The sequence below is a fragment of the Streptomyces cyaneofuscatus genome (assembly GCF_033109485.1).
GTDB lineage: Bacteria > Actinomycetota > Actinomycetes > Streptomycetales > Streptomycetaceae > Streptomyces > Streptomyces cyaneofuscatus.
Genome location: NZ_CP137002.1, coordinates 1,326,895 through 1,347,081, shown reverse-complemented (window position 1 = coordinate 1,347,081; position 20,187 = coordinate 1,326,895). Strand labels below are relative to the sequence as shown.

The following is a 20,187-nucleotide window of genomic DNA, read 5'->3' as shown; positions in this document are numbered from 1 at the left end:
GAGCAGGTGAGTGGGGGCTGACATGTCCGGGCGCGGTGTCATCCGCCGCGCCGTCGCTGGGCAGCGCCGGGACGTCGTCGTCGGTTCGCTGCTGGGCGCCGCCCACCAGACCGGCGAAGCGCTCGTCCCCGTACTCATCGGCCTGATCGTCGACCGTGCCGTGGTCCGCCCCGACGGCGGTGCGCTCGCCCTCTGGCTGGTCGTCCTCGCCGTGGTCTACGCGATGCTCTCCTACGGCTTCCGCTTCGGCGCCCGGGCCGGCGAGCGCGCCGCCGAACAGGCCGCGCACCAGCTGCGCCTGGACGTCGTACGCCGGGTCCTCGCCCCGCACGGCGGCGCCGAGGCCGGACGGCCGCCCGGCGCCCTGGTCAACGTGGCCACCGAGGACGCCCGGCGGGTCGGGGCCCTCAACATGGCGCTCACCCTCGGCATCGCCGCCGTCGTCGGCGTCATCGCGGGAGCGGTCCTGCTGCTCCGCGCCTCCGTCCCCCTCGGGCTCCTCGTCCTGATCGGCGCCCCGGTCCTCATGGCGCTCGGCCACTACCTCGCCCGCCCCCTGGAGCACCGCAGCGAGGCCGAACAGGAGCGCGCCGCCCACGCCTCCGGGGTCGCCGCCGACCTGGTCGCCGGGGTCCGCGTCCTCAAGGGGCTCCGGGCCGAAAGCGCCGCCGTCGCCCGGTACCGCTCCACCAGCCAGGCCTCCCGCGAGGCCAACGTGCGCGCCGCCCGCGCCGCCGCACTCCAGACCGGCCTGATGCTCACCCTGACCGGCGCCTTCATCGCCCTGGTCGCCCTCGTCGGCGGACGCCTGGTGCTCAGCGGCTCCATCGGCCTGGGCGCTCTGGTCTCCGCCGTCGGCCTCGCCCTCTTCCTGCCCGGACCGATCGCCGTACTGGCCTGGGGCGGCGCCGAACTCGCCAAGGCCCGCGCCTCCGCCGCCCGCATCGCCGACGTGCTGGCCGCACCCGGCGAGACCACGGGCGGCACCACGGAGCCGGCCGCACCGAGTGCAGGCGAGCTACGCCTGCACGGCCTCGGCCACGCCGGGCTCCACGGGATCGACCTCACCGTCCGGCCCGGCGAACACCTCGGCATCGTCGTCACCGACACCGCCCACGCGGCCACCCTCCTGCACTGCCTGGCCCGCCGCTGCGACCCGGACCGGGGACGCGTCGAACTCGACGGCACCCCGGTCACCGAACTCGCCCCCGCCGCCCTGCGCTCCGCGCTCCTGGTGGCCGAGCACGACGCCCAGCTCTTCGACGGCACCCTCCTCGACAACGTGACGGCCGCCGCCCCCGCCGGAGCCGACCCGCAGCCGGCCATGGACGCCGCCGCCGTCGACGAGGTCGCCGCCACCCTGCCCGGCGGAACCTCCGGGCGGATCGGCGAGCGCGGCAGCTCCCTCTCCGGCGGCCAGCGCCAGCGCGTCGCCCTGGCCCGCGCGCTCGCCGCCGACCGCCCGGTCCTCGTCGTCCACGACCCGACCACCGCCGTCGACGCCGCCACCGAGGCCCGGATCGCCACCGGCATCCGCCGCGCCCGCCCCGGCCGCACCACGGTCCTGGTCACCAGCAGCCCCGCCCTCCTCGCCGCCACCGACCGGGTCGTCCTCATCGACGGCGGCACCATCACCGCCGAGGCCCCGCACGAGGACCTCGTACGCGACCATCCCGTCTACCGCACGGCGGTGCTCACATGACCCCCACCGATATAGCGGAGGACGGCGCCGAGCTGCTGCCCATCGCCACCGGCGCCCGCACCCGGGCCGCCCTGCGCACCCTGATCCGCCCCGACCGGGGCCGCGCGATCCTGGGCCTCGGTGTCCTGGTCGGCGCCACCGCCGTAGGGCTCCTGGTCCAGCCGCTGCTCGGCCGGATCGTCGACATCGTCGCCGACGGCCGTCCCGCCGACGCCCTCACCCTGCCCGTCGTCCTCCTGCTGGTGGTCGCGGTCGTCCAGGGCGTCACCACCACGCTCGGGCTGACCCAGGTAGCCCGGCTCGGCGAGACCGTACTGGCCCGGCTGCGCGAACAGTTCATCGCGCGCGCCCTCCAGCTCCCCGCCGACCGCCTGGAGCGCGCCGGGGCCGGCGACCTCACCGCCAGGGTCACCGGAGACGTCGCCCGGGTCGCGGAGGCCGTCCGCTCCGCCCTGCCCGAGATGGCCCGCTCGGTCCTCGCGATCGTGCTGACCCTCGGGGCCATGGCCCTGCTGGACGTACGGTTCCTCCTCGCCGCGCTCCTCGCCGTACCGGTCCAGGCGCTCACGGCACGGTGGTACGTGACCCGGGCCGTCACCGTCTACGCGGACCAGCGGGTCGCCAACGGGGCCCAGCAGCAACAGCTCCTGGAGACGATCGGGGGAGCGGTGACCGTCCGCGGCCACCGGCTGGAGGAGCAGCACACCGAGAAGAGCGCCGCGCGCTCGCGCAGGGCCGTCGAGCTGACCATGCGCAGCGTCCACCTGGTGCTGGGCTTCTACGCGCGGCTGCACATCGCGGAGTACATCGGCCTGGCCGCCGTCCTGGTCACCGGGTTCTTCCTGGTCCGCGACGGGTCCGTCTCCATCGGTACGGCGACGGCCGCCGCCCTCTACTTCCACAGCCTCTTCGGACCGGTCAACGCCGCCCTCGTCCTCCTTGACGACGCGCAGTCGGCGGCGGCCGGACTGGCGCGGCTGGTCGGCGTGACCGACCTCCAGGAGAGCGCAGTACGGCTGCCGCAGCAGCGGAACGGAACCACGTCCGAGGCGGCCGTCACCGTCGACGCCGTGAGCCATGCGTACGGTCCCGGCCGCACCGTCCTCCACGAGGTCTCCCTCACCCTCCGCGCGGGCGAACACGTGGCGCTCGTCGGGACCAGCGGGGCCGGGAAGTCCACCCTGGCCCGGCTCGTCGCGGGCGTCCAGCAGCCGACCGGCGGCACGGTCTCCGTAGCGGAGGGAAAGACAGCCCCCTCCGTCACAGCCCCCTCCGTCGTCCTGGTCACCCAGGAGGTCCACGTCTTCACCGGGACCCTCGCCGAGGACCTCCGCCTCGCCCGCCCCGCCGCCACCGACGCCGACCTCCGTACCGCCCTCGCCACCGTGCACGCCCTGGAGTGGGCCGACGCCCTCCCCGAGGGGCTCGCCACCGTCGTAGGGGAGGGCGGCCACCGCCTCGACCCCGCCCGCGCCCAGCAACTCGCCCTCGCCCGGCTCGTCCTGGCCGACCCCCCGGTCGCCGTCCTCGACGAGGCGACCGCCGAAGCGGGCAGCGCCGGCGCCCGGACCCTGGAGCGCTCGGCCGAGGCCGCCCTCGCCGGCCGCACCGCCCTGGTCGTCGCCCACCGCCTCACCCAGGCCGTCGCCGCCGACCGGATCGTGGTGCTGGAGGCCGGCCGGGTCGTCGAGAGCGGTACCCACGACGAACTGCGCACCGCCGACGGCCCGTACGCGACGCTCTGGCACGCCTGGTCCGGCAGCCGCGCCGCACCCCACCTCTGACCCCCCAAGTCCCCGCCGCCCCCCGGCACACCCACCCTCCGAAGGAAACCGCCATGCCCCGCATGTCCCAGCGCACCCGGCTGACCGCCGTGGCCGCGTCCGCCCTGCTGCTGTTCGGAGCCGCCGCCTGCGGGTCCGGCGAGAGCGACGACAAGGCCGCGCCGTCCGCCGACAGCGCGAAGAAGGGGGCCTTCCCGGTCACCCTCGACCACAAGTACGGCACCACCACCGTCAAGAACGACCCGCAGCGCATCGTCACCGTCGGCCTCTCCGACCAGGACGCGGTCCTCGCCCTCGGCAAGGTCCCCGTCGGCACCACCGAGTGGTTCGGCGAGTTCAAGGGCGCCATCGGCCCGTGGGCCGAGAAGGCGCTCGGCGACAAGGCGCGCCCCACAGTCCTGCACGACGACGGCACCGGCCCCCAGGTCGAGAAGATCGCCTCCCTGCGCCCCGACCTGATCCTCGCGCTGTACTCGGGCCTCACCAAGGACCAGTACCGCACCCTCTCCAAGATCGCCCCGGTCGTCGCCCAGCCGAAGGAGGGCGCGGACTGGGGGATCTCCTGGCAGGACCAGACCACCCAGGTCGGCAAGGCCCTCGGCAAGCCCGACGAGGCGAAGGACCTGGTCGCCAGGACCGAGAAGCACATCGCCGATGCCGCCGCCGCGCACCCCGAGTTCAAGGGCAAGACCGCCGTCATGGCGACCCCGTACGAGGGCATGTACGTCTACGGCCCGCAGGACAACCGCTCCCGTGTGCTGACCGGCCTCGGCTTCCAGCTCCCGAGCGGCCTCGACAAGGTCGTCGGTGAGGCGTTCGGCGCCAACATCAGCAAGGAGCGCACCGACCTCCTCGACACGGACGCCGTCGCCTGGATCGTCACCGACCCGGCCAAGGACGCCAAGAAGCTCCACGCCGACCCGCTGTACGGCAAGCTCGACGCGGTCAAGGAAGGCCGTGAGGTCATGATCAAGGAGAGCAGCCACTTCGGCAGCGCCATCTCCTTCGTGACCCCGCTGAGCATCCCGTACACCGTCGACCGCCTGGTCCCGATGCTGTCGGCCGCCGTCGACGGCAAGACGGACACGAAGGTCGTCCACCCCGCGTCCTGACGCCTGCCCCCTTCCGGGCCGCCCCGCGTCGGCGGGGCGGCCCGCCCAACCCTCCCGTGAGGAACAACCGGACCGTGGAGCCAGCCCCGTGACCCGCCCCGCCCGATGGCGCCCCGCCCTGCTCGCGGCCGTGCTCGCCGCCGTGCTGGTGGTGCTGTGCCTGCTCTCGCTCGGGCTCGGGGCCCTCCAGATCCCGCCCGGTGACGTCCTCAAGGCGCTCCTCGGCCGGCCGACCGGCCCGCGGATCGAGGACGTGATCTGGTCGGTGCGGGTTCCGCGTACGGCCCTGGGTTTTGCCGCCGGCGCGGCGCTCGGCCTCTCCGGCTGTGTGATGCAGGCGCTGACCCGCAACCCGCTGGCCGACCCCGGCATCCTCGGGGTGAGCGCCGGGGCCGCCTTCGCCATCGTGCTCGCCGCCGGGGTCGCGGGGATCGGCTCGCTGCTCGGCTACATCTGGTTCGCGTTCGCCGGGGCGATGGCGGCGAGCATCGTCGTCTATCTGCTGGGGCGGATGGGGCGTTCGGGGTCCACGCCGGTGAAGCTTGCCCTCGCGGGGGTCGCCGTCACCGCCGTACTCTCCTCGCTGACCAGCGCGATCGTCCTCACCGATCCGGCAGCCCTGGACCGCTTCCGCTTCTGGTCGGCCGGCTCGCTCGCCAACCAGGACGCCTCCACCGTGCTGCGCATCCTGCCCTTCCTCGGGTTCGGCGCCCTCCTCGCCCTGGCGAGCGCCCCCGCTCTCAACAGCCTCGCCCTCGGCGACGACGTGGCCGCCTCGCTCGGCCGCAAGCTCGGCCTCGTACGCCTCCAGGGCGTCGTCGCCGTCACCCTCCTCACCGGGGCGGCGGTCGCGGTGATCGGCCCCGTCGTCTTCATCGGCCTGGTCGTCCCGCATGTCGCGCGGGCCCTCGCCCAGTCCGCCGGACTCGGCCCGGACCACCGCTGGCTGCTGCCGCTCTCGGCGGCGCTGGCCGCCGGGCTGCTGCTCGGGGCGGACATCCTCGGCCGGGTGATCGCCCGGCCCGTGGAGGTCCAGGCGGGGATCATCGTCGCCTTCATCGGCGGCCCGTTCTTCATCGCCCTGGTCCGCCGACGCCGGCTCGCGGAGGTATGAGACGTGACCACCGACTCCTTCCGCACGGGAAAGACCGCGCCCCGCCCCTTCCGCCTGGCCTTCCCACCGGTCTCCGGCACCCTGCGCCCCCGCCAGCTCGCCGTCTGCGCGGGGCTCGTCGTCGCCGTGTTCACGGCGCTGTGCTGGAACGTCTCCATCGGTGAGTACGGCATCCCCCTCACCGACGTCGCCCGCGCGCTCACCGGATCCGGCGACCCGGGCACCCTCCTCGTCGTCCAGGAACTGCGGCTGCCCCGCGCCATGACCGGGCTCCTCGCGGGCATCGCGTTCGGCATGTCCGGGGCCCTGTTCCAGACGATGACCCGCAACCCGCTCGCCAGCCCCGACATGATCGGCCTCACCCAGGGCGCCGGGACCGCCGTCGTCGCGGGCATCGTGCTCGGCTGGGACTTTGGCCTCGGCACCCAGGCCCTCGGCCTGTTCGGGGCCCTCGCCAGCGCCCTCCTCGTCTACGGGCTCGCCTGGCGGCGCGGCACCACCGGCTACCGCATCATCCTCGTCGGCATCGGCGTCTCCTGGGTCTGCCTCAGCGTCACCGACTTCCTGCTCGCCCGGGGCGGCCGGTTCCAGGCGCAGGCCGCGCTCGGCTGGCTCGTCGGCAACCTCAACGGCCGCGACTGGCAGCAGGCCGCGCCCCTCGCGTACGCCCTGGTCGTCCTGGTCCCCGCCGCCCTGCTCATCGGCCGCCTCATGCGTACGCTGCAACTCGGCGACGACGTCGCCAAGGGGCTCGGCACCCGCGTCCAGGCCGTCCGCCTCACCGTCCTGCTCACCGGCGTCGGCCTGGTCGCGTTCGCCACGGCGGCCGCCGGACCCGTCGCGTTCGTGGCGCTCGCCGCCCCGCAGATCGCGCAGCGGCTCTGCCGTACGGCCTGGCCGCCCCCGCTCGCCGGCGGACTCACCGGCGCCGCCATCGTCCTCGCGTCCGACGTCCTGGCACGCGAACTGATCCCGGGCACCGAACTGCCCGTCGGGATCGTCACCGGAGTGCTCGGCGCCCCGGTGCTGCTCTGGCTGCTCATCCGCGTCAACCGCGCGGGCTCAGGAGGCTGACCGATGTCCACCGCCGAACCCGACCTGAGGGCACAGGACCTGCACCTCGGCTACGACGACCGGGCCGTCGTCACCGGCCTCGACCTGGCGGTCCCGCCCGGCCGGATCACCGCCATCGTCGGCGCCAACGCCTGCGGGAAGTCGACCCTGCTGCGCGCTCTGGCCCGGCTGCTGGCCCCCCGCGCAGGGGCGGTCAGCCTGGACGGCCGCGCCCTGCACTCCATCCCCACCCGGGAGCTGGCCCAGCAGCTCGGCATCCTCCCGCAGTCACCCGTCGCCCCCGAGGGCCTCACCGTCATCGACCTGGTCAACCGGGGCCGCTCCCCGCACCAGACGTGGTGGCGGCAGTGGACCAAGGCGGACGAGCAGGCGGTCCACGACGCGCTCGCCGCGACCGGCACCACCGACCTGGCCGACCGGGCGGTGGACGAACTCTCCGGCGGCCAGCGCCAGCGCGCCTGGATCGCCATGGCCGTCGCCCAGGGCACCCCGGTCCTCCTCCTGGACGAGCCGACGACGTACCTCGACCTCGCCCACCAGATCGACGTCCTGGACCTCGTGGTCGACCTCAACCGCCGCGAGGGACGCACGATCGTCATGGTCCTGCACGACCTCAACCAGGCCTGCCGGTACGCCGATCACGTCATCGCGATGAAGAAGGGCGGCATCGTCGCCGAGGGCGTCCCCGCCGACGTGATCACCGCAGAGACCGTCGAGGACGTCTTCGGCCTCCGCTGCCAGGTCACCACGGACCCGGTGAGCCGCACCCCGCTGGTGATCCCGGTCGGCCGCCACCACACCCCGGACCCGGAGGAGCCACGGAAGACGCTCGCCTGAGGGCTGCTGCCACGGTGAATGGCCCACCGCACCGGACCACGATTGGCCCGGGAGTCCACGCCAATCGCGCTCTACGCTCGCATCCATGAGCACCCGGACCCGCACCACCGTCGACTTCTTCTTCGACCCCGCCTGCCCGTTCGCCTGGATCGCCTCCCGCTGGATCCTGGAGGTGGAGCAGCACCGCGACCTCGACCTCCGCTTCCGCCCCATGAGCCTGTACCTGCACAACCAGGGCAACGAACTGCCGGGCTGGTACCGCGAGTTGGTCGACAAGTCGATCGGCCCGGTCCGGGTCGCCGTCGCCGCGGCCGCCGCCCACGGCGACGGCATCCTGCGGGACCTCTACACCGCGCTGGGCACCCGCATCCACCAGCACAAGGAGGAGGACTTCGAGGCGGTCATCGCCGCCTCGCTGGCCGAACTGGGCCTGCCCGCCGCCCTGTCGGAGGCCGCGCACGCGACGGCGTACGACGAAGAGGTGGCCCGCAGCCATGACGCGGGCAAGGATCCGGAGCAGGACGCGTACGTGGGCACACCGACGATCCACGTCGACGGCACGGTCTGGTTCGGCCCGGTCCTGAACGCGATCCCGCGCGGCGAGGAGGCGGCGGAACTCTTCGACAGCTTCCGGGTCCTCGCGAACCACCAGGGTTTCTTCGAACTCAAGCGGGCCCGCTCGGGCGGCCTGTCCTACGCGTAGCAGCGCTCACGCCGACAGCGACGCCCCCACCAGCACCCGCGCCTCGTCGTACCGCTCCAGCAGCAGCCGCGCCAACTCCGGTGCCGGGCCCAGGACATCGGCCAGCACGTCCGCGCCGGCCGCCTCGGCGCCCGCCGCGATGCGGTCCGGGAGCCGGCCGGGGGCGATGACGTACGGCGCCACCGCCACCCGGTCGACGCCCTCGGCCCGCAGGGCCCGTACCGCGTCCTCGGTGCGGGGAAGGGATGCGGAGGCGAACGCAGGCCGCACGGCGCACCAACCGGTGTGCCGCAGCTCCCGCGCGATTTCAGCGATCACTGCGATCGCCTCCGGGTCTGTGGATCCCGCCGAGGCCAGGACGAGCCCGGTCCGGGGGATGTCGCCGGGGCGGACCCCGGCCTCCCGCAGCCGCCGCCCGAGGGTGGCGTTGAGCAGCGGGGACGGGCCGAGGACGTCGGCCTGCCGGATGTGCAGCCTCGGCAGCCGGGCGCGGGCCTCGCGCAGGACCGACGGGATGTCGGTCTTGGCGTGGAACGCCCGGGTGAGGAGGAGCGGCAGGGCGATGACCTCGTCCGCCCCCTCCGCGGCCAGGCGCTCCAGCACCCGGGGCACGGAAGGGGCGTTGAACTCCAGGAACGCCGTCTCCACGCGCAGCCCCGGCCGCTCGGCCCGCACCCGCTGGGTGAGGGCGTGCACGGTCGCGGCGTGCCGCGGGTCGCGGCTGCCGTGGGCGATGACGAGGAGGACGGGGTGGGACATGGCGTGACTCAGTTCTTGACGAGGAGGCCTCGGCTGCGCAGCACCCACCGCTCCAGCGGACTGAAGATCAGCAGGTCGATCGCGATGCCGACGAACAGGATGAGCAGGATCGAGAGGAAGACCCCGGGCATGTCGAAGTTGCTGCGGCCGTTCTCCAGCAACTGCCCCAGCCCCAGACCTAGTTCGGGGGAGGAGGCGATGATCTCGGCGGCCATGAGCGAGCGCCAGGAGAACGCCCAGCCCTGCTTGAGGCCCGCCAGATAACCGGGCAGCGCGGCCGGCAGCACGATGTGCCAGGTGCCCCGGATCCCGGTCGCGCCGAGTGTGCGGCCCGCCCGGAGGAACAGCGGCGGCACCTGGTCGACGCCCGAGACCAGCCCGTTGGCGATCGAGGGCACCGCGCCCAGCAGGATCACCGCGTACATCATGCTGTCGTTCAGCCCGAGCCAGATGACCGCCGGGGCCACCCACGCGACCGACGGCAGCGACTGGAGCCCGGACAGGATCGGCCCGATCGCCGCCCGGATCAGCCTCACCCGGGCGACCAGCAGCCCCAGTGGCGTACCGATGGCCACCGCGAGGAGGAAGCCGAGCAGACCGCGCGAGACGCTGGTCCAGACGACCTCCAGGAGTGTGCCCTTGAGCCACATGTCCGTGGCGCTGTCCCACACCGCGGACGGCGGCGGCAGCTTGTAGACCTCGGTGACCTCGGCGCGGACCAGCAGTTCCCAGACGATCAGGACCAGCGCCACCGCCACCACGGGCGGCAGGACCTTGCTCTTCAGGACCTCGCGCACCGGGGTGCGGCGGATCTGCACCGCGTCCAGGGCGTCGAGACCGGCCTCCAGACCGGCCAGATCGTCGGGCTTCGCGCCGTCGGGCTTCGCGTCGACGGGCTCAGCCGTCCCGTCCGGCCGTTTCCGGCTCGACGTGATGTCAGTGCTGGCCATGTCGGCGGATCTCCCCACGCAGTTCTTCGGTGATCTCGACGGACAGCTCCGCCACGGCGGTGTCCTCGATGCGGCGCGGCTGCTCGATGTCGACCGTCCACTCGCGGGCGATGCGGCCCGGCCGGGACGAGAGCAGCACGACGCGCTGCGCGAGCCGTACGGCTTCGCGCACGTTGTGCGTCACGAAGAGGACCGAGGCGTTCGTCTCCCGCCAGATCCGGGTCAGTTCGTCGTGCAGCACATCGCGGGTGATGGCGTCCAGCGCCGCGAACGGCTCGTCCATCAGCAGCAGTTGGCTGTCCTGGGCGAGCGCGCGGGCCATCGCGACCCGCTGCCGCATACCGCCGGACAGCTCGTGCACCCGCTTGCCGTACGCGCCGCCGAGACGGACGAGTTCGAGCAGCCGCTCGGCCTCGGTGCGACGCTCCGACTTCGGGACCCCGCGCAGCCGCAGGGCCAGTTCGATGTTCTTGCCCGCGGTCAGCCACGGGAAGAGAGCGTGCTCCTGGAACATCAGGGCCGGCCGCCCGCCGGGGGTCTCGATGGACCCCGCGGACGGGCGGTCGAGTCCGGCCACCAGATTGAGCAGCGTCGACTTTCCGCACCCGGAGGCTCCCAGGAGGGTGACGAACTCACCCGGAGCGACATCGAGGGTGATGTCGTCCAGGACGAGCTGCTGCCCCGTGGGTCCGGCGAAGGACTTCGAGACGTGCGCGAGACGGGCGGCGTGCTCGACCGTCGTACGGTCCTCGGCCTTGGTGAGGGTGGTGGTAGCCATGGTCGTCACCTCCTGGGAAACCTGGATCCTGTACGGGCGGGTTACTTGACGCCGAGACCGGCGTCGGAGACCTCGGGCTGACCCTCAGCCTTGAGGATCTTGTTCAGCGGGCCCAGGTCGTAGATGCCCTCCAGCTTCGGGTCCTCCAGCAGACCGGCCTTCACCGAGAACTCCGACTGGGTCTTCAGCGTGGTGGCCAGCGGGTCGTTGGTGAACTCGACGGACTCCCACGCCGGGTCGAGGATCTCCTTCGGCAGCGGCTTGCCGCTCAGCTTCTCCAGCGCCTTGTTGGCGGAGGTCTTGGCCTCCTCCGGGTTGGCGTTGATCCACTTGTTGGTGGACACCGAACCCTTGACCACGGCCTCGACGACGTCGGGGTGCGCGTCGAGGAACTTCTGCGACACGATGATGTGCGTGATCACGAACTTCTTGTCCGGCCACAGGTCCTTCTCGTCGAGGAGCACCTTCGCGCCCTCGGAGACCAGCTTCGAGGCCGTCGGCTCCGGGACCCACGCGCCGTCCAGCGAACCGGACTTGTAGGCGTCGGGCGTCACCTTGTTGTCCGAGCGGACCACGGAGACATCGCCCTTGCCGCTCTGCGGGTCGACCTTCCAGCCCTTCTCGGAGATCCAGTTGAGGAAGGCCACGTCCTGGGTGTTGCCGATCTGCGGGGTCGCGATCCGCTTGCCCTTGAGGTCGTCCAGGGTCTTGATCTTCTTCGGGTTGACGACCAGCTTGACCCCGCCGGAGGCCGAACCGGCCACGATCCGCAGGCCCTTGCCCTGGGACTTGACGTAGGCGTTGATGGCGGGGGAGGGGCCGATGAAGCCGATGTCGATGGAGCCCGCGTTCAGCGCCTCGATCTCGGAGGGGCCGGCGTTGAAGGTCGTGGACTCGACCTTGGTGCCGCCCAGCTCCTTCTGGATGGTGCCTTCCTGGATACCGACCAGGGCGGTGGCGTGCGTGAGGTTCGGGAAGTAGCCGATCTTCACGGTGTCCGCCGAGAGCTTCTTCCCTCCGGCGGAGACGTTCGCCTTCTTCGCGTCGTCGTCCTTGGCGTCGGAGCCGTAACCGCAGGCGGTGGCGGCCAGGGCGAGCAGCGGCAGGGCCGCGACAGCGGCTATGGAGCGGCGAACGGTGGAACGGTGGGCAGGCACGGGAGGCTTTCCTCTCGTTGGCCCGGTACTCGCGTCCCGCTGATGGTCAGGGGGGCGCGGCCGGGAGATCGGCAGGTCTTCGGCGGTACGGGTGCGGGGGGTTCAGGGCGCGCGAGCGGTGCGCGTACGTCATCACGCACATCGCCCCACGCCTCCCTGGCCGCTGCCGAGGGCGCCGCTGCCCACGCGGCCGCCCTCCTTCGCGAAGGTGGAGAAGAAGTCACCGGTCATCAGAAGTCCCATTCGGCGTCGTCGTCGGCGGCCTGCGCGACGGCTTCGGCGACCGCGGCGAACGCGGCGCCCGCCATGCCGGCGCTCAGCGTCGTCCCGTCCGCCGGGTCGATCAGCAGGAACGAGCCGGTGCGCCGCGAGTCCTCGTACGCGTCGAGCGCGAGCGGCTCGGCGGTCCGCACGACGACCCGGCCGATGTCGTTGGCGACCAGCTGTCCGGGCGCCGGGTGCTGGGAGAGGTCGTCCAGGGTCAGCCGCGACGGGATGTCCTTGACGATCGCCTTGACCGTACGGGTGGTGTGCTTCAGCAGCACCCGCTGGCCCACCGAGAGCGGCTGGTCGGCGACGTGGCAGACGGTCGCCTCGATGTCCTGGGTGACCGGCGGCACGTCGGCGGCCGGGGCGATCAGGTCGCCGCGCGAGATGTCGATGTCGTCGGCCAGCCGCAGCGTCACCGACTGCGGCGCCCAGGCGATGTCCACGCTCTCGCCGAGCGCGTCGATGCCGGTGATCGTCGTCGTACGCCCCGAGGGGAGTACGGAGACGGCCTCGCCGACCCGGAAGACCCCGGCGGCGATCTGACCGGCGTACCCCCGGTAGTCCGGGTGCTCGGCGGTCTGCGGCCGGATCACGTACTGCACGGGGAACCGCGCGTGGCAGGCGGTGAGGTCATGGCTGACCGGGACCGTCTCCAGGTGCTCCAGGACGGTCGGCCCGCCGTACCAGTCCATGTGCGCGGACGGCTCCACCACGTTGTCCCCGGCCAGCGCCGAGATGGGGATCGCGGTGATCTCCGGGACGCCGAGCGACGCGGCGTACGCGGTGAACTCCTCGGCTATGGCGGCGAACACGGGCTCCGCGTAGTCGACGAGGTCCATCTTGTTGACGGCCAGGACGACGTGCGGGACGCGCAGCAGCGCGGCGACGGCGGCGTGCCTGCGGGTCTGCTCGACGACCCCGTTGCGGGCGTCGACCAGGACCACGGCCAGCTCGGCGGTGGAGGCGCCCGTCACCATGTTCCGGGTGTACTGCACATGGCCCGGGGTGTCGGCGAGGATGAACCGCCGCCGGGTGGTGGCGAAGTAGCGGTAGGCGACATCGATGGTGATGCCCTGCTCACGCTCGGCCCGCAGCCCGTCGGTCAGCAGCGCCAGATCCGGCGCCTCCTGGCCGCGGCTCAGCGACACCTGCTCCACGGCCTCCAGCTGATCGGTGAGGATCGACTTGGAGTCGTGCAGCAGACGTCCCACGAGGGTGGACTTGCCGTCGTCGACCGACCCGGCGGTGGCGAAGCGCAGCAGGGTGGTGGCGCTCAACTGCTCAGCTGTAGTGGTCATTTAGAAGTACCCCTCGCGCTTGCGGTCTTCCATCGCGGCCTCGGACATCTTGTCGTCCGCGCGGGTCGCGCCCCGCTCGGTGAGCCGGGAGGCGGCGATCTCGGTGATCACGGCCTCCAGCGTGGTGGCGTCGGAGTCGACGGCACCGGTGCAGGACATGTCGCCGACCGTGCGGTAGCGCACCAGACGGGTCTCGGTGGCCTCGTGGTCCTTGGGACCGCCCCAGCCGCCGGCCGTCAGCCACATGCCGCTGCGGGAGAAGACCTCGCGCTCATGGGCGAAGTAGATCTCGGGGAGCTCGATCCCCTCGCGCTCGATGTACTGCCAGACGTCCAGCTCGGTCCAGTTGGAGATCGGGAAGACCCGGACATGCTCACCGGGGGCGTGCCGGCCGTTGTAGAGCTGCCACAGCTCGGGGCGCTGGCGGCGCGGGTCCCACTGGGAGAACTCGTCGCGCAGCGAGAAGACCCGCTCCTTGGCCCGGGCCTTCTCCTCGTCGCGCCGCCCGCCGCCGAACACCGCGTCGAAGCGGTGCTGCTGGATCGCCTCGGTGAGCGGCACGGTCTGGAGCGGGTTGCGGGTGCCGTCGGGGCGCTCACGGAGCTTCCCGGCGTCGATGTACTCCTGCACGGAGGCGACATGGAGCCGCAGCCCGTGCTTCTTCACCGTACGGTCGCGGTACTCCAGGACCTCGGGGAAGTTGTGCCCGGTGTCCACGTGCAGCAGCGAGAACGGCACCGGCGCCGGCGCGAACGCCTTCAGCGCCAGGTGCAGCATCACGATGGAGTCCTTGCCGCCGGAGAACAGGATCACCGGCCGCTCGAACTCCCCCGCCACCTCACGGAAGATGTGGACCGCCTCGGACTCCAGGGAGTCCAGGTGGCTGAGCGCGTACGGGTTCGCGGTGTCCCCGGACACGGTGGTGGTGACGGCACTCACGCCAGGCCCCTCTCGGTGAGCAGCGCGTGGAGCGCCGCCGCTGACTCCTGCACGGTCTGCTGGTGCGACTCGATGCGCAGGTCGGGCGATTCGGGCGCCTCGTACGGGTCGTCGACCCCGGTGAGCCCGCTGATCTCGCCCGCCGCCTGCTTGGCGTACAGCCCCTTCACATCCCGTACGGAGCACACCTCGACGGGCGTCGCCACGTGCACCTCCAGGTAGGTGGTGGACTCGGCGGCGTGCCGCTTGCGGACCGCCTCGCGGCTGTCGGCGAACGGGGCGATGACGGGGACCAGCACCTTCACGCCGTTGGCGGCGAGCAGTTCGGCGACGAAGCCGATCCGGGCCACGTTGGTGTGCCGGTCCTCGCGGGAGAAGCCGAGGCCCGCGGAGAGGAACTCGCGGATCTCGTCGCCGTCGAGCACCTCCGCCTTGTGGCCCTCGGTCCGCAGCCGGCCCGCCAGCTCGTACGCGATGGTGGTCTTGCCCGCGCTCGGCAGACCGGTCAGCCAGATCGTGGCTCCCGTCTCCGTCACGCTCATCGAACTCTCCTGATCAGTCGTCATCAGCCGTGCAGCCCGCATTCGGTCTTGCCGCGGCCGGCCCAGCGGCCGGCCCGTGCGTCCTCGCCCTCCAGCACCCGGCGGGTGCAGGGCGCGCAGCCGACGGAGGCGTAACCGTCCATCAGCAGCGGGTTGGTGAGCACCCCGTGTTCCAGCACGTAGGCGTCCACGTCGTCCTGGGTCCAGCGGGCGATGGGGGAGACCTTCACCTTGCGGCGCTTGGCGTCCCAGCCCACGACCGGGGTGTTCGCCCGGGTGGGGGACTCGTCGCGGCGCAGCCCCGTCGCCCACGCGGCGTACGCGGTCAGGCCGTCCTCCAACGGCTTGACCTTGCGCAGCGCGCAGCACAGGTCGGGGTCGCGGTCGTGCAGCTTCGCGCCGTGCTCCGCGTCCTGCTCGGCCACGCTCTGCCGGGGGGTGATGGTGATGACGTTGACGTCCATCACCGCGTCCACCGCGTCCCGGGTCCCGATGGTCTCGGGGAAGTGGTAGCCGGTGTCCAGGAAGACCACGTCGACGCCCGGCATCACCCGCGAGGCCAGATGCGCGACCACGGCGTCCTCCATGGAGGAGGTGACGCAGAAGCGCGGCCCGAAGGTGTCGGTCGCCCACTTCAGGATCTCGGTGGCGGAGGCGTCCTCCAGCTCCCGGCCCGCGCGCTCGGCCAGCTCCTGGAGTTCGCGGTCGGTGAGCTCTCCACTGATCAGAGTGTCCGTCATATCCGGTCCCCTTCACCGTCGTTGCGCTGCACGCCCCGGGTCAGCAGACCCAGGAACTTCAGCTGGAACGCACGGTTGCAGGAGGCACATTCCCAGGCGCCGTGACCGGTCTCGTTGGGGCGCAGGTCCTCGTCGCCGCAGTACGGGCAGTAGAACGGGGCGGCTCGCTCGCTCATGACAGCGACTCCGCACTGGCGCGCGCCGCCCAGGTCGCGAAGCGCTCGCCGTCCTCGCGCTCCTCCTGGAACTTGCCGAGCACGCGCTCCACGTAGTCCGGCAGTTCGGCCGAAGTGACCTTCAGCCCACGGACCTTGCGGCCGAACCCGGCCTCCAGACCGAGCGCGCCACCGAGGTGCACCTGGTAGCCCTCGACCTGCTCACCGTTCTCGTCCAGCATCAACTGGCCCTTGAGACCGATGTCCGCGACCTGGATACGGGCGCAGGCGTTCGGGCAGCCGTTGATGTTGATGGTGATCGGCTGGTCGAACTCCGGGATGCGGCGCTCCAGTTCGTCGATGAGCGAGGCACCGCGCGCCTTCGTCTCGACGATCGCCAGCTTGCAGAACTCGATGCCGGTGCAGGCCATCGTGCCGCGCCGGAACGGGGAGGGCGTGACCCGCAGGTCGAGCGCCTCCAGACCGGCGACCAGGGACTCGACCTGCTCCTCGGCCACGTCCAGCACGATCATCTTCTGCTCGGCGGTGGTCCGCACCCGGCCGGAGCCGTGCGCCTCGGCCACCTCCGCGATCTTGGTGAGCGTGGTGCCGTCGACCCGGCCCACCCGCGCGGCGAAGCCGACGTAGAAGCGGCCGTCCTTCTGCCGGTGCACCCCGAGGTGGTCGCGCCAGGTCTGGGCGGGCTGCTCGGGCGCGGGGCCGTCGACCAGCTTGCGCTGGAGGTAGTCGTCCTCCAGGACCTGGCGGAACTTCTCCGCGCCCCAGTCCGCGACGAGGAACTTCAGCCGGGCGCGGGTGCGCAGCCGCCGGTAGCCGTAGTCACGGAAGATCCCGATGACCCCGCCGTACACGTCGGCCACCTCGTCCAGCGGCACCCAGGCGCCGAGCCGGACCCCGAGCTTGGGGTTGGTGGAGAGGCCGCCGCCGACCCAGAGGTCGAAGCCGGGGCCGTGCTCGGGGTGGTTCACGCCGACGAAGGCGATGTCGTTGATCTCGTGCGCCACGTCCAGCTGCGGCGAGCCGGAGACGGCGGACTTGAACTTGCGGGGCAGGTTGGAGAAGTCGGGGTTGCCGATGAAGCGGCGCTGGATCTCGTCGATCGCGGGCGTGCCGTCGATGATCTCGTTCTCGGCGATGCCCGCCACGGGGGAGCCGAGGATCACGCGGGGCGTGTCACCGCAGGCCTCGGTGGTGGAGAGGCCCACCTCTTCGAGGCGCCGCCAGATCTCCGGCACGTCCTCGATCCGGATCCAGTGGTACTGCACGTTCTGCCGGTCGGTGAGGTCGGCGGTCCCGCGCGCGAACTCCTGGGAGATCTCCCCGATCACCCGCAGCTGCTGCGTGGTCAGCCGGCCGCCGTCGATCCGGACGCGCAGCATGAAGAACTTGTCGTCCAGCTCCTCCGGCTCCAGCACAGCGGTCTTGCCGCCGTCGATGCCGGGCTTGCGCTGGGTGTACAGACCCCACCAACGCATGCGTCCGCGCAGGTCGTTGGGGTCGATCGAGTCGAAACCGCGCTTGGAGTAGATCGTCTCAATACGTGTCCGTACGTTGAGACCGTCGTCGTCCTTCTTGAACTGCTCGTTCCCGTTGAGGGGTGTGTGGTGGCCCACGGCCCACTGACCCTCGCCACGGTGGCGTCCGGCCTTGCGGCGGGGCGTGGTGGTCGCAGGCTGTTCCGGGGTAGCGGCCATGACAGTACGTCCTTCGGGACTGCAGGAGGGCGGCTCTGATCAGCACACTCGCGCGGAGGCGCGGCGGTGCGCGGGGCAGTGTCAGAGGTAAGGGTGCGGCGGGGTGCTGGGACTCTCAGCGCGCCGGACAGATGGCGCTGGACATGCGGCAGAGGTCGACGTGGCGTCGACTCACCAAGGCAATTCCAGTTCCAGACATGACGGAAGCGTGTCACGCGGATCTCGGGGCAGTCCACCACTATCCACGATGTGGACGAGATGGTCTCGGAGGATGAGACGCTGTGGTGTCGGTCACAGGTTACGTCCGTGGCAATGGGGACAAATTGCCCCCGGGTGGGGCCGGTGAAGGCCCCGGACGACGGGCCGGGACGAGGATCAGGCGCCGTACGCCCCCGGCCACGGTCCCGGGGTCGCCACGTCCGGCTCCACCTCGGTCTTCGTGCCGAAGAGCCGGAAGCCCCGGCGCAGGTAGTTGTCCATCGCGTACGGGCCGTCCTTCGAGCACGTGTGCAGCCACACCCGCTCCGTCGGCGGCCGCTCGGGCCAGCGCTCCGCCAGGTCCCAGGCACGCTCCACCCCGTACGACAGCAGGTGGCCGCCGATCCGCCGCCCCCGGAAGGCCGGGATCAGCCCGAAGTACAGGATCTCGACCACGCCGCCGTCCTGCGCGTCCAGCTGGACGTACCCGGCCGGCGTCCCGTTCACGTACGCCACCCAGGTCTCCGCCCCGGGCCTCTCCAGCTCTTCGCGCCACTGCTCGTACGTCATCCCCAGCCGGTCGGTCCACCGGATGTCGCCGCCCACCGCCGTGTAGAGGAACCGGCTGAACTCCGGCAGCACCACCTCGGACCGCACGATGCGCAGATCGCCCTCCGGTACGGCGGCGGGCCGCAGATCGGCGGGCGAGGTCTGCTCCAGCGACCAGATGGTGACCTCGACGGTGGCCACGGTCGCCTCGGCACCGGACACGGGGGGCTGCGCGGGGTTGCTCATGCCGGTCAGACAACCATGCCGCCGCTCTCGTGCGCGCATCGCCCCCGGTCAGGACGGTGCCGCCCCCCGCCGCGCCCCCGTCACCACCGGCGCCTTCGAGTGCGGCAGCAGGTCGGCCGGGTGCTCCGGGTGGACCACCTCCACCTCCACCCCGTCCCCGAAGCGGTACGGGCGGTGCGCCAGTACCTCCGCCAGATGGCGCCGCAGCCGCGAGATCTCGGCCCGTACCGTCACCGTCCGGGTCGCGTCCCCGAAGAGGTCCTGCGCCAGCTCGGAGGCGCTGCGCCCCTCCCTGTGCACCGCCAGCGCGTACAGCAGCTCCGCGTGGCGCGGCGAAAGCCGCTGCGTCGAGGTGCCCAGCGGCCCCACCAGATGCACGGCCAGCGCCCGCGGCCGGCTCAGGTCGAGCACCGCCCGGCGCGGCGCCCCCTCCGCCGTACTGTCCGACACCTGCACCAGCCACCCGCCCGGCAGCGGCTCCACCCGGCACATCCCGAGCGAGGGCAACCACACCCGCCCCGCCACCAGCGACTTCGGCAGCGGCAGCCGGTCCACCGGCGGCATCCCCGTCACCGCCGCCAGCCACCCGTGCGTGTCCACCGCCAGCGCCCGGCCACCCAGCCGGCACAGGATCGGCGCCGCCACCGCGCGCAGCCGCTCGATCGCCACCAGATGACGGGTACGGATCTCCCCCTCGGCGAGCCGCGCCACCGAGTCCACCAGGGCCAGCGTCGCCGGATGGAAGGTGGAGGCCGGACCGCTGATGTCGACGATTCCCACCAGCCGCCCGTCGCGCGGATCACGGACCGGGGCCGCCGCGCAGGTCCAGTTGTGCAGGGCCCGGATGAAGTGCTCGGCCGAGTGGACCTGGATCGGCGCGCGGGCCGCCAGCGCCGTACCGATCGCGTTCGTCCCCGTCGCCCCCTCCGCCCAGGCCGCCCCCTCCTCCAGGCAGATGTCGTGCGCCCGGTGGAGCACCCCGGAGTTGCCCTGGCGCCACAGCACCCGGCCCTCCACGTCGGTGACCACCATGATCTGCTGCGCCGCGTCGGCGATGGACGCGAGCCCGGCCCGCAGCAGCGGCATCACCTCACCCAGGGCCGTGCTGTGCCGCCGGTGCTCGATCTCCTCCGCCTCCAGCAGCTCGCTCTCCGGCGACTGCTCGGGGTCGATACCGCTGCGTACGACACGCTCCCACGAGGCGTCGATCTCCGCCCGTGGCGCGACGGAGGACCGCTCGCCCGCCAGCCGGGCCTCCCTGGCCCGGTGGAGCAGCCGCGTCGCGCGGTCCGCCTCCTGGCCGATCACGCGCACCGCTCCGGCAGAACTCGTCCGACTCATGGTCCCCACCCGTTCCCCCCGAAACACTGTGAGCTCTCCGGCCTCATCCTGCCGCTGCCCGGACGTACCCACCGCGCAGTCCACACAATGGTTGCAACCCTTTGCAACTCTGGCGATGCCGCACCGAACCGTACGAGAGTGGGAGCGTGCCGTACGCCGGGCCCGTGCCCGGCGAGCGGCACGGTTCAAGCATGGAGGGTGGTGCCGTGTCGGCGCAGCACCAC

At 72.3% G+C, this 20,187-nt stretch carries 20 protein-coding genes; 7 read left to right on the top strand and 13 right to left on the bottom strand.

The features are described 5' to 3' along the window. Positions 1–10 precede the first annotated feature (10 nt). From R2B67_RS05625 to R2B67_RS05595, 7 genes are all read left to right on the top strand, one after another. Entirely contained in the window at positions 11–1,702 is a 1,692-nt protein-coding gene (locus R2B67_RS05625; protein ID WP_317816716.1) for an ABC transporter ATP-binding protein, read from the top strand. Then, on the top strand, positions 1,699–3,486 hold the full coding sequence (locus R2B67_RS05620) for an ABC transporter ATP-binding protein (RefSeq protein ID WP_317816715.1): 1,788 nt from the start codon (positions 1,699–1,701) through the stop codon (positions 3,484–3,486). Before R2B67_RS05625 ends, R2B67_RS05620 begins: the two co-directional genes overlap by 4 nt. A 53-nt stretch (positions 3,487–3,539) precedes the next feature. Continuing rightward, on the top strand, positions 3,540–4,598 hold the full coding sequence (locus tag R2B67_RS05615) for an iron-siderophore ABC transporter substrate-binding protein (protein WP_317816714.1): 1,059 nt from the start codon (positions 3,540–3,542) through the stop codon (positions 4,596–4,598). 88 nt (positions 4,599–4,686) lie between these two features. Further along, entirely contained in the window at positions 4,687–5,712 is a 1,026-nt protein-coding gene (locus tag R2B67_RS05610; RefSeq protein ID WP_317816713.1) for a FecCD family ABC transporter permease, read from the top strand. A gap of 3 nt (positions 5,713–5,715) precedes the next feature. Continuing rightward, the gene (locus R2B67_RS05605) at positions 5,716–6,786 is read left to right on the top strand and encodes a FecCD family ABC transporter permease (RefSeq protein ID WP_317816712.1); all 1,071 of its coding nucleotides are present in this window, start codon (positions 5,716–5,718) and stop codon (positions 6,784–6,786) included. 3 nt (positions 6,787–6,789) lie between these two features. Beyond that, the gene (locus R2B67_RS05600; protein WP_317816711.1) at positions 6,790–7,623 is read left to right on the top strand and encodes an ABC transporter ATP-binding protein; all 834 of its coding nucleotides are present in this window, start codon (positions 6,790–6,792) and stop codon (positions 7,621–7,623) included. An 85-nt stretch (positions 7,624–7,708) separates the two neighbouring features. Next, on the top strand, positions 7,709–8,326 hold the full coding sequence (locus tag R2B67_RS05595) for a mycothiol-dependent nitroreductase Rv2466c family protein (RefSeq protein ID WP_317816710.1): 618 nt from the start codon (positions 7,709–7,711) through the stop codon (positions 8,324–8,326). Between the two features lie 6 nt (positions 8,327–8,332). Here R2B67_RS05595 and R2B67_RS05590 read toward each other — a convergent pair whose 3' ends face one another. From R2B67_RS05590 to R2B67_RS05530, 13 genes are all read right to left on the bottom strand, one after another. After that, complete coding sequence (locus R2B67_RS05590; protein WP_317816709.1) at positions 8,333–9,085, bottom strand: sirohydrochlorin chelatase; 753 nt, start codon at positions 9,083–9,085, stop codon at positions 8,333–8,335. 8 nt (positions 9,086–9,093) lie between these two features. Further along, positions 9,094–10,035 carry an ABC transporter permease gene (locus tag R2B67_RS05585; RefSeq protein WP_317816708.1) on the bottom strand — a complete coding sequence of 314 codons (942 nt, stop codon included), beginning with the start codon at positions 10,033–10,035 and terminating at the stop codon, positions 9,094–9,096. Further along, positions 10,022–10,813 carry an ABC transporter ATP-binding protein gene (locus R2B67_RS05580; RefSeq protein WP_018514603.1) on the bottom strand — a complete coding sequence of 264 codons (792 nt, stop codon included), beginning with the start codon at positions 10,811–10,813 and terminating at the stop codon, positions 10,022–10,024. The genes R2B67_RS05585 and R2B67_RS05580 overlap by 14 nt, the downstream gene beginning before the upstream one ends. A gap of 41 nt (positions 10,814–10,854) precedes the next feature. Continuing rightward, on the bottom strand, positions 10,855–11,970 hold the full coding sequence (locus R2B67_RS05575; RefSeq protein WP_317816707.1) for an aliphatic sulfonate ABC transporter substrate-binding protein: 1,116 nt from the start codon (positions 11,968–11,970) through the stop codon (positions 10,855–10,857). Between the two features lie 230 nt (positions 11,971–12,200). Further along, on the bottom strand, positions 12,201–13,538 hold the full coding sequence (locus R2B67_RS05570; protein ID WP_026241948.1) for a sulfate adenylyltransferase subunit CysN: 1,338 nt from the start codon (positions 13,536–13,538) through the stop codon (positions 12,201–12,203). Beyond that, positions 13,539–14,477 (bottom strand): sulfate adenylyltransferase subunit CysD, encoded by a 939-nt coding sequence (gene cysD / locus R2B67_RS05565; protein WP_018514607.1) that lies wholly within the window; start codon positions 14,475–14,477, stop codon positions 13,539–13,541. Further along, positions 14,474–15,019 (bottom strand): adenylyl-sulfate kinase, encoded by a 546-nt coding sequence (cysC, locus tag R2B67_RS05560; RefSeq protein WP_032775248.1) that lies wholly within the window; start codon positions 15,017–15,019, stop codon positions 14,474–14,476. Before cysC ends, cysD begins: the two co-directional genes overlap by 4 nt. A gap of 23 nt (positions 15,020–15,042) precedes the next feature. Beyond that, complete coding sequence (locus R2B67_RS05555; RefSeq protein WP_317816705.1) at positions 15,043–15,759, bottom strand: phosphoadenylyl-sulfate reductase; 717 nt, start codon at positions 15,757–15,759, stop codon at positions 15,043–15,045. Then, the gene (locus R2B67_RS05550) at positions 15,756–15,935 is read right to left on the bottom strand and encodes a hypothetical protein (RefSeq protein ID WP_007449013.1); all 180 of its coding nucleotides are present in this window, start codon (positions 15,933–15,935) and stop codon (positions 15,756–15,758) included. The genes R2B67_RS05555 and R2B67_RS05550 overlap by 4 nt, the downstream gene beginning before the upstream one ends. Continuing rightward, positions 15,932–17,629 (bottom strand): nitrite/sulfite reductase, encoded by a 1,698-nt coding sequence (locus R2B67_RS05545; protein WP_317816703.1) that lies wholly within the window; start codon positions 17,627–17,629, stop codon positions 15,932–15,934. The genes R2B67_RS05550 and R2B67_RS05545 overlap by 4 nt, the downstream gene beginning before the upstream one ends. 115 nt (positions 17,630–17,744) lie before the next feature. Beyond that, on the bottom strand, positions 17,745–17,828 hold the full coding sequence (locus tag R2B67_RS05540) for a putative leader peptide (RefSeq protein WP_317824784.1): 84 nt from the start codon (positions 17,826–17,828) through the stop codon (positions 17,745–17,747). 176 nt (positions 17,829–18,004) lie between these two features. Then, complete coding sequence (locus R2B67_RS05535; RefSeq protein ID WP_317816702.1) at positions 18,005–18,622, bottom strand: GNAT family N-acetyltransferase; 618 nt, start codon at positions 18,620–18,622, stop codon at positions 18,005–18,007. A gap of 48 nt (positions 18,623–18,670) precedes the next feature. Further along, on the bottom strand, positions 18,671–19,963 hold the full coding sequence (locus R2B67_RS05530) for a helix-turn-helix domain-containing protein (RefSeq protein ID WP_317816701.1): 1,293 nt from the start codon (positions 19,961–19,963) through the stop codon (positions 18,671–18,673). Positions 19,964–20,187 lie beyond the last annotated feature (224 nt).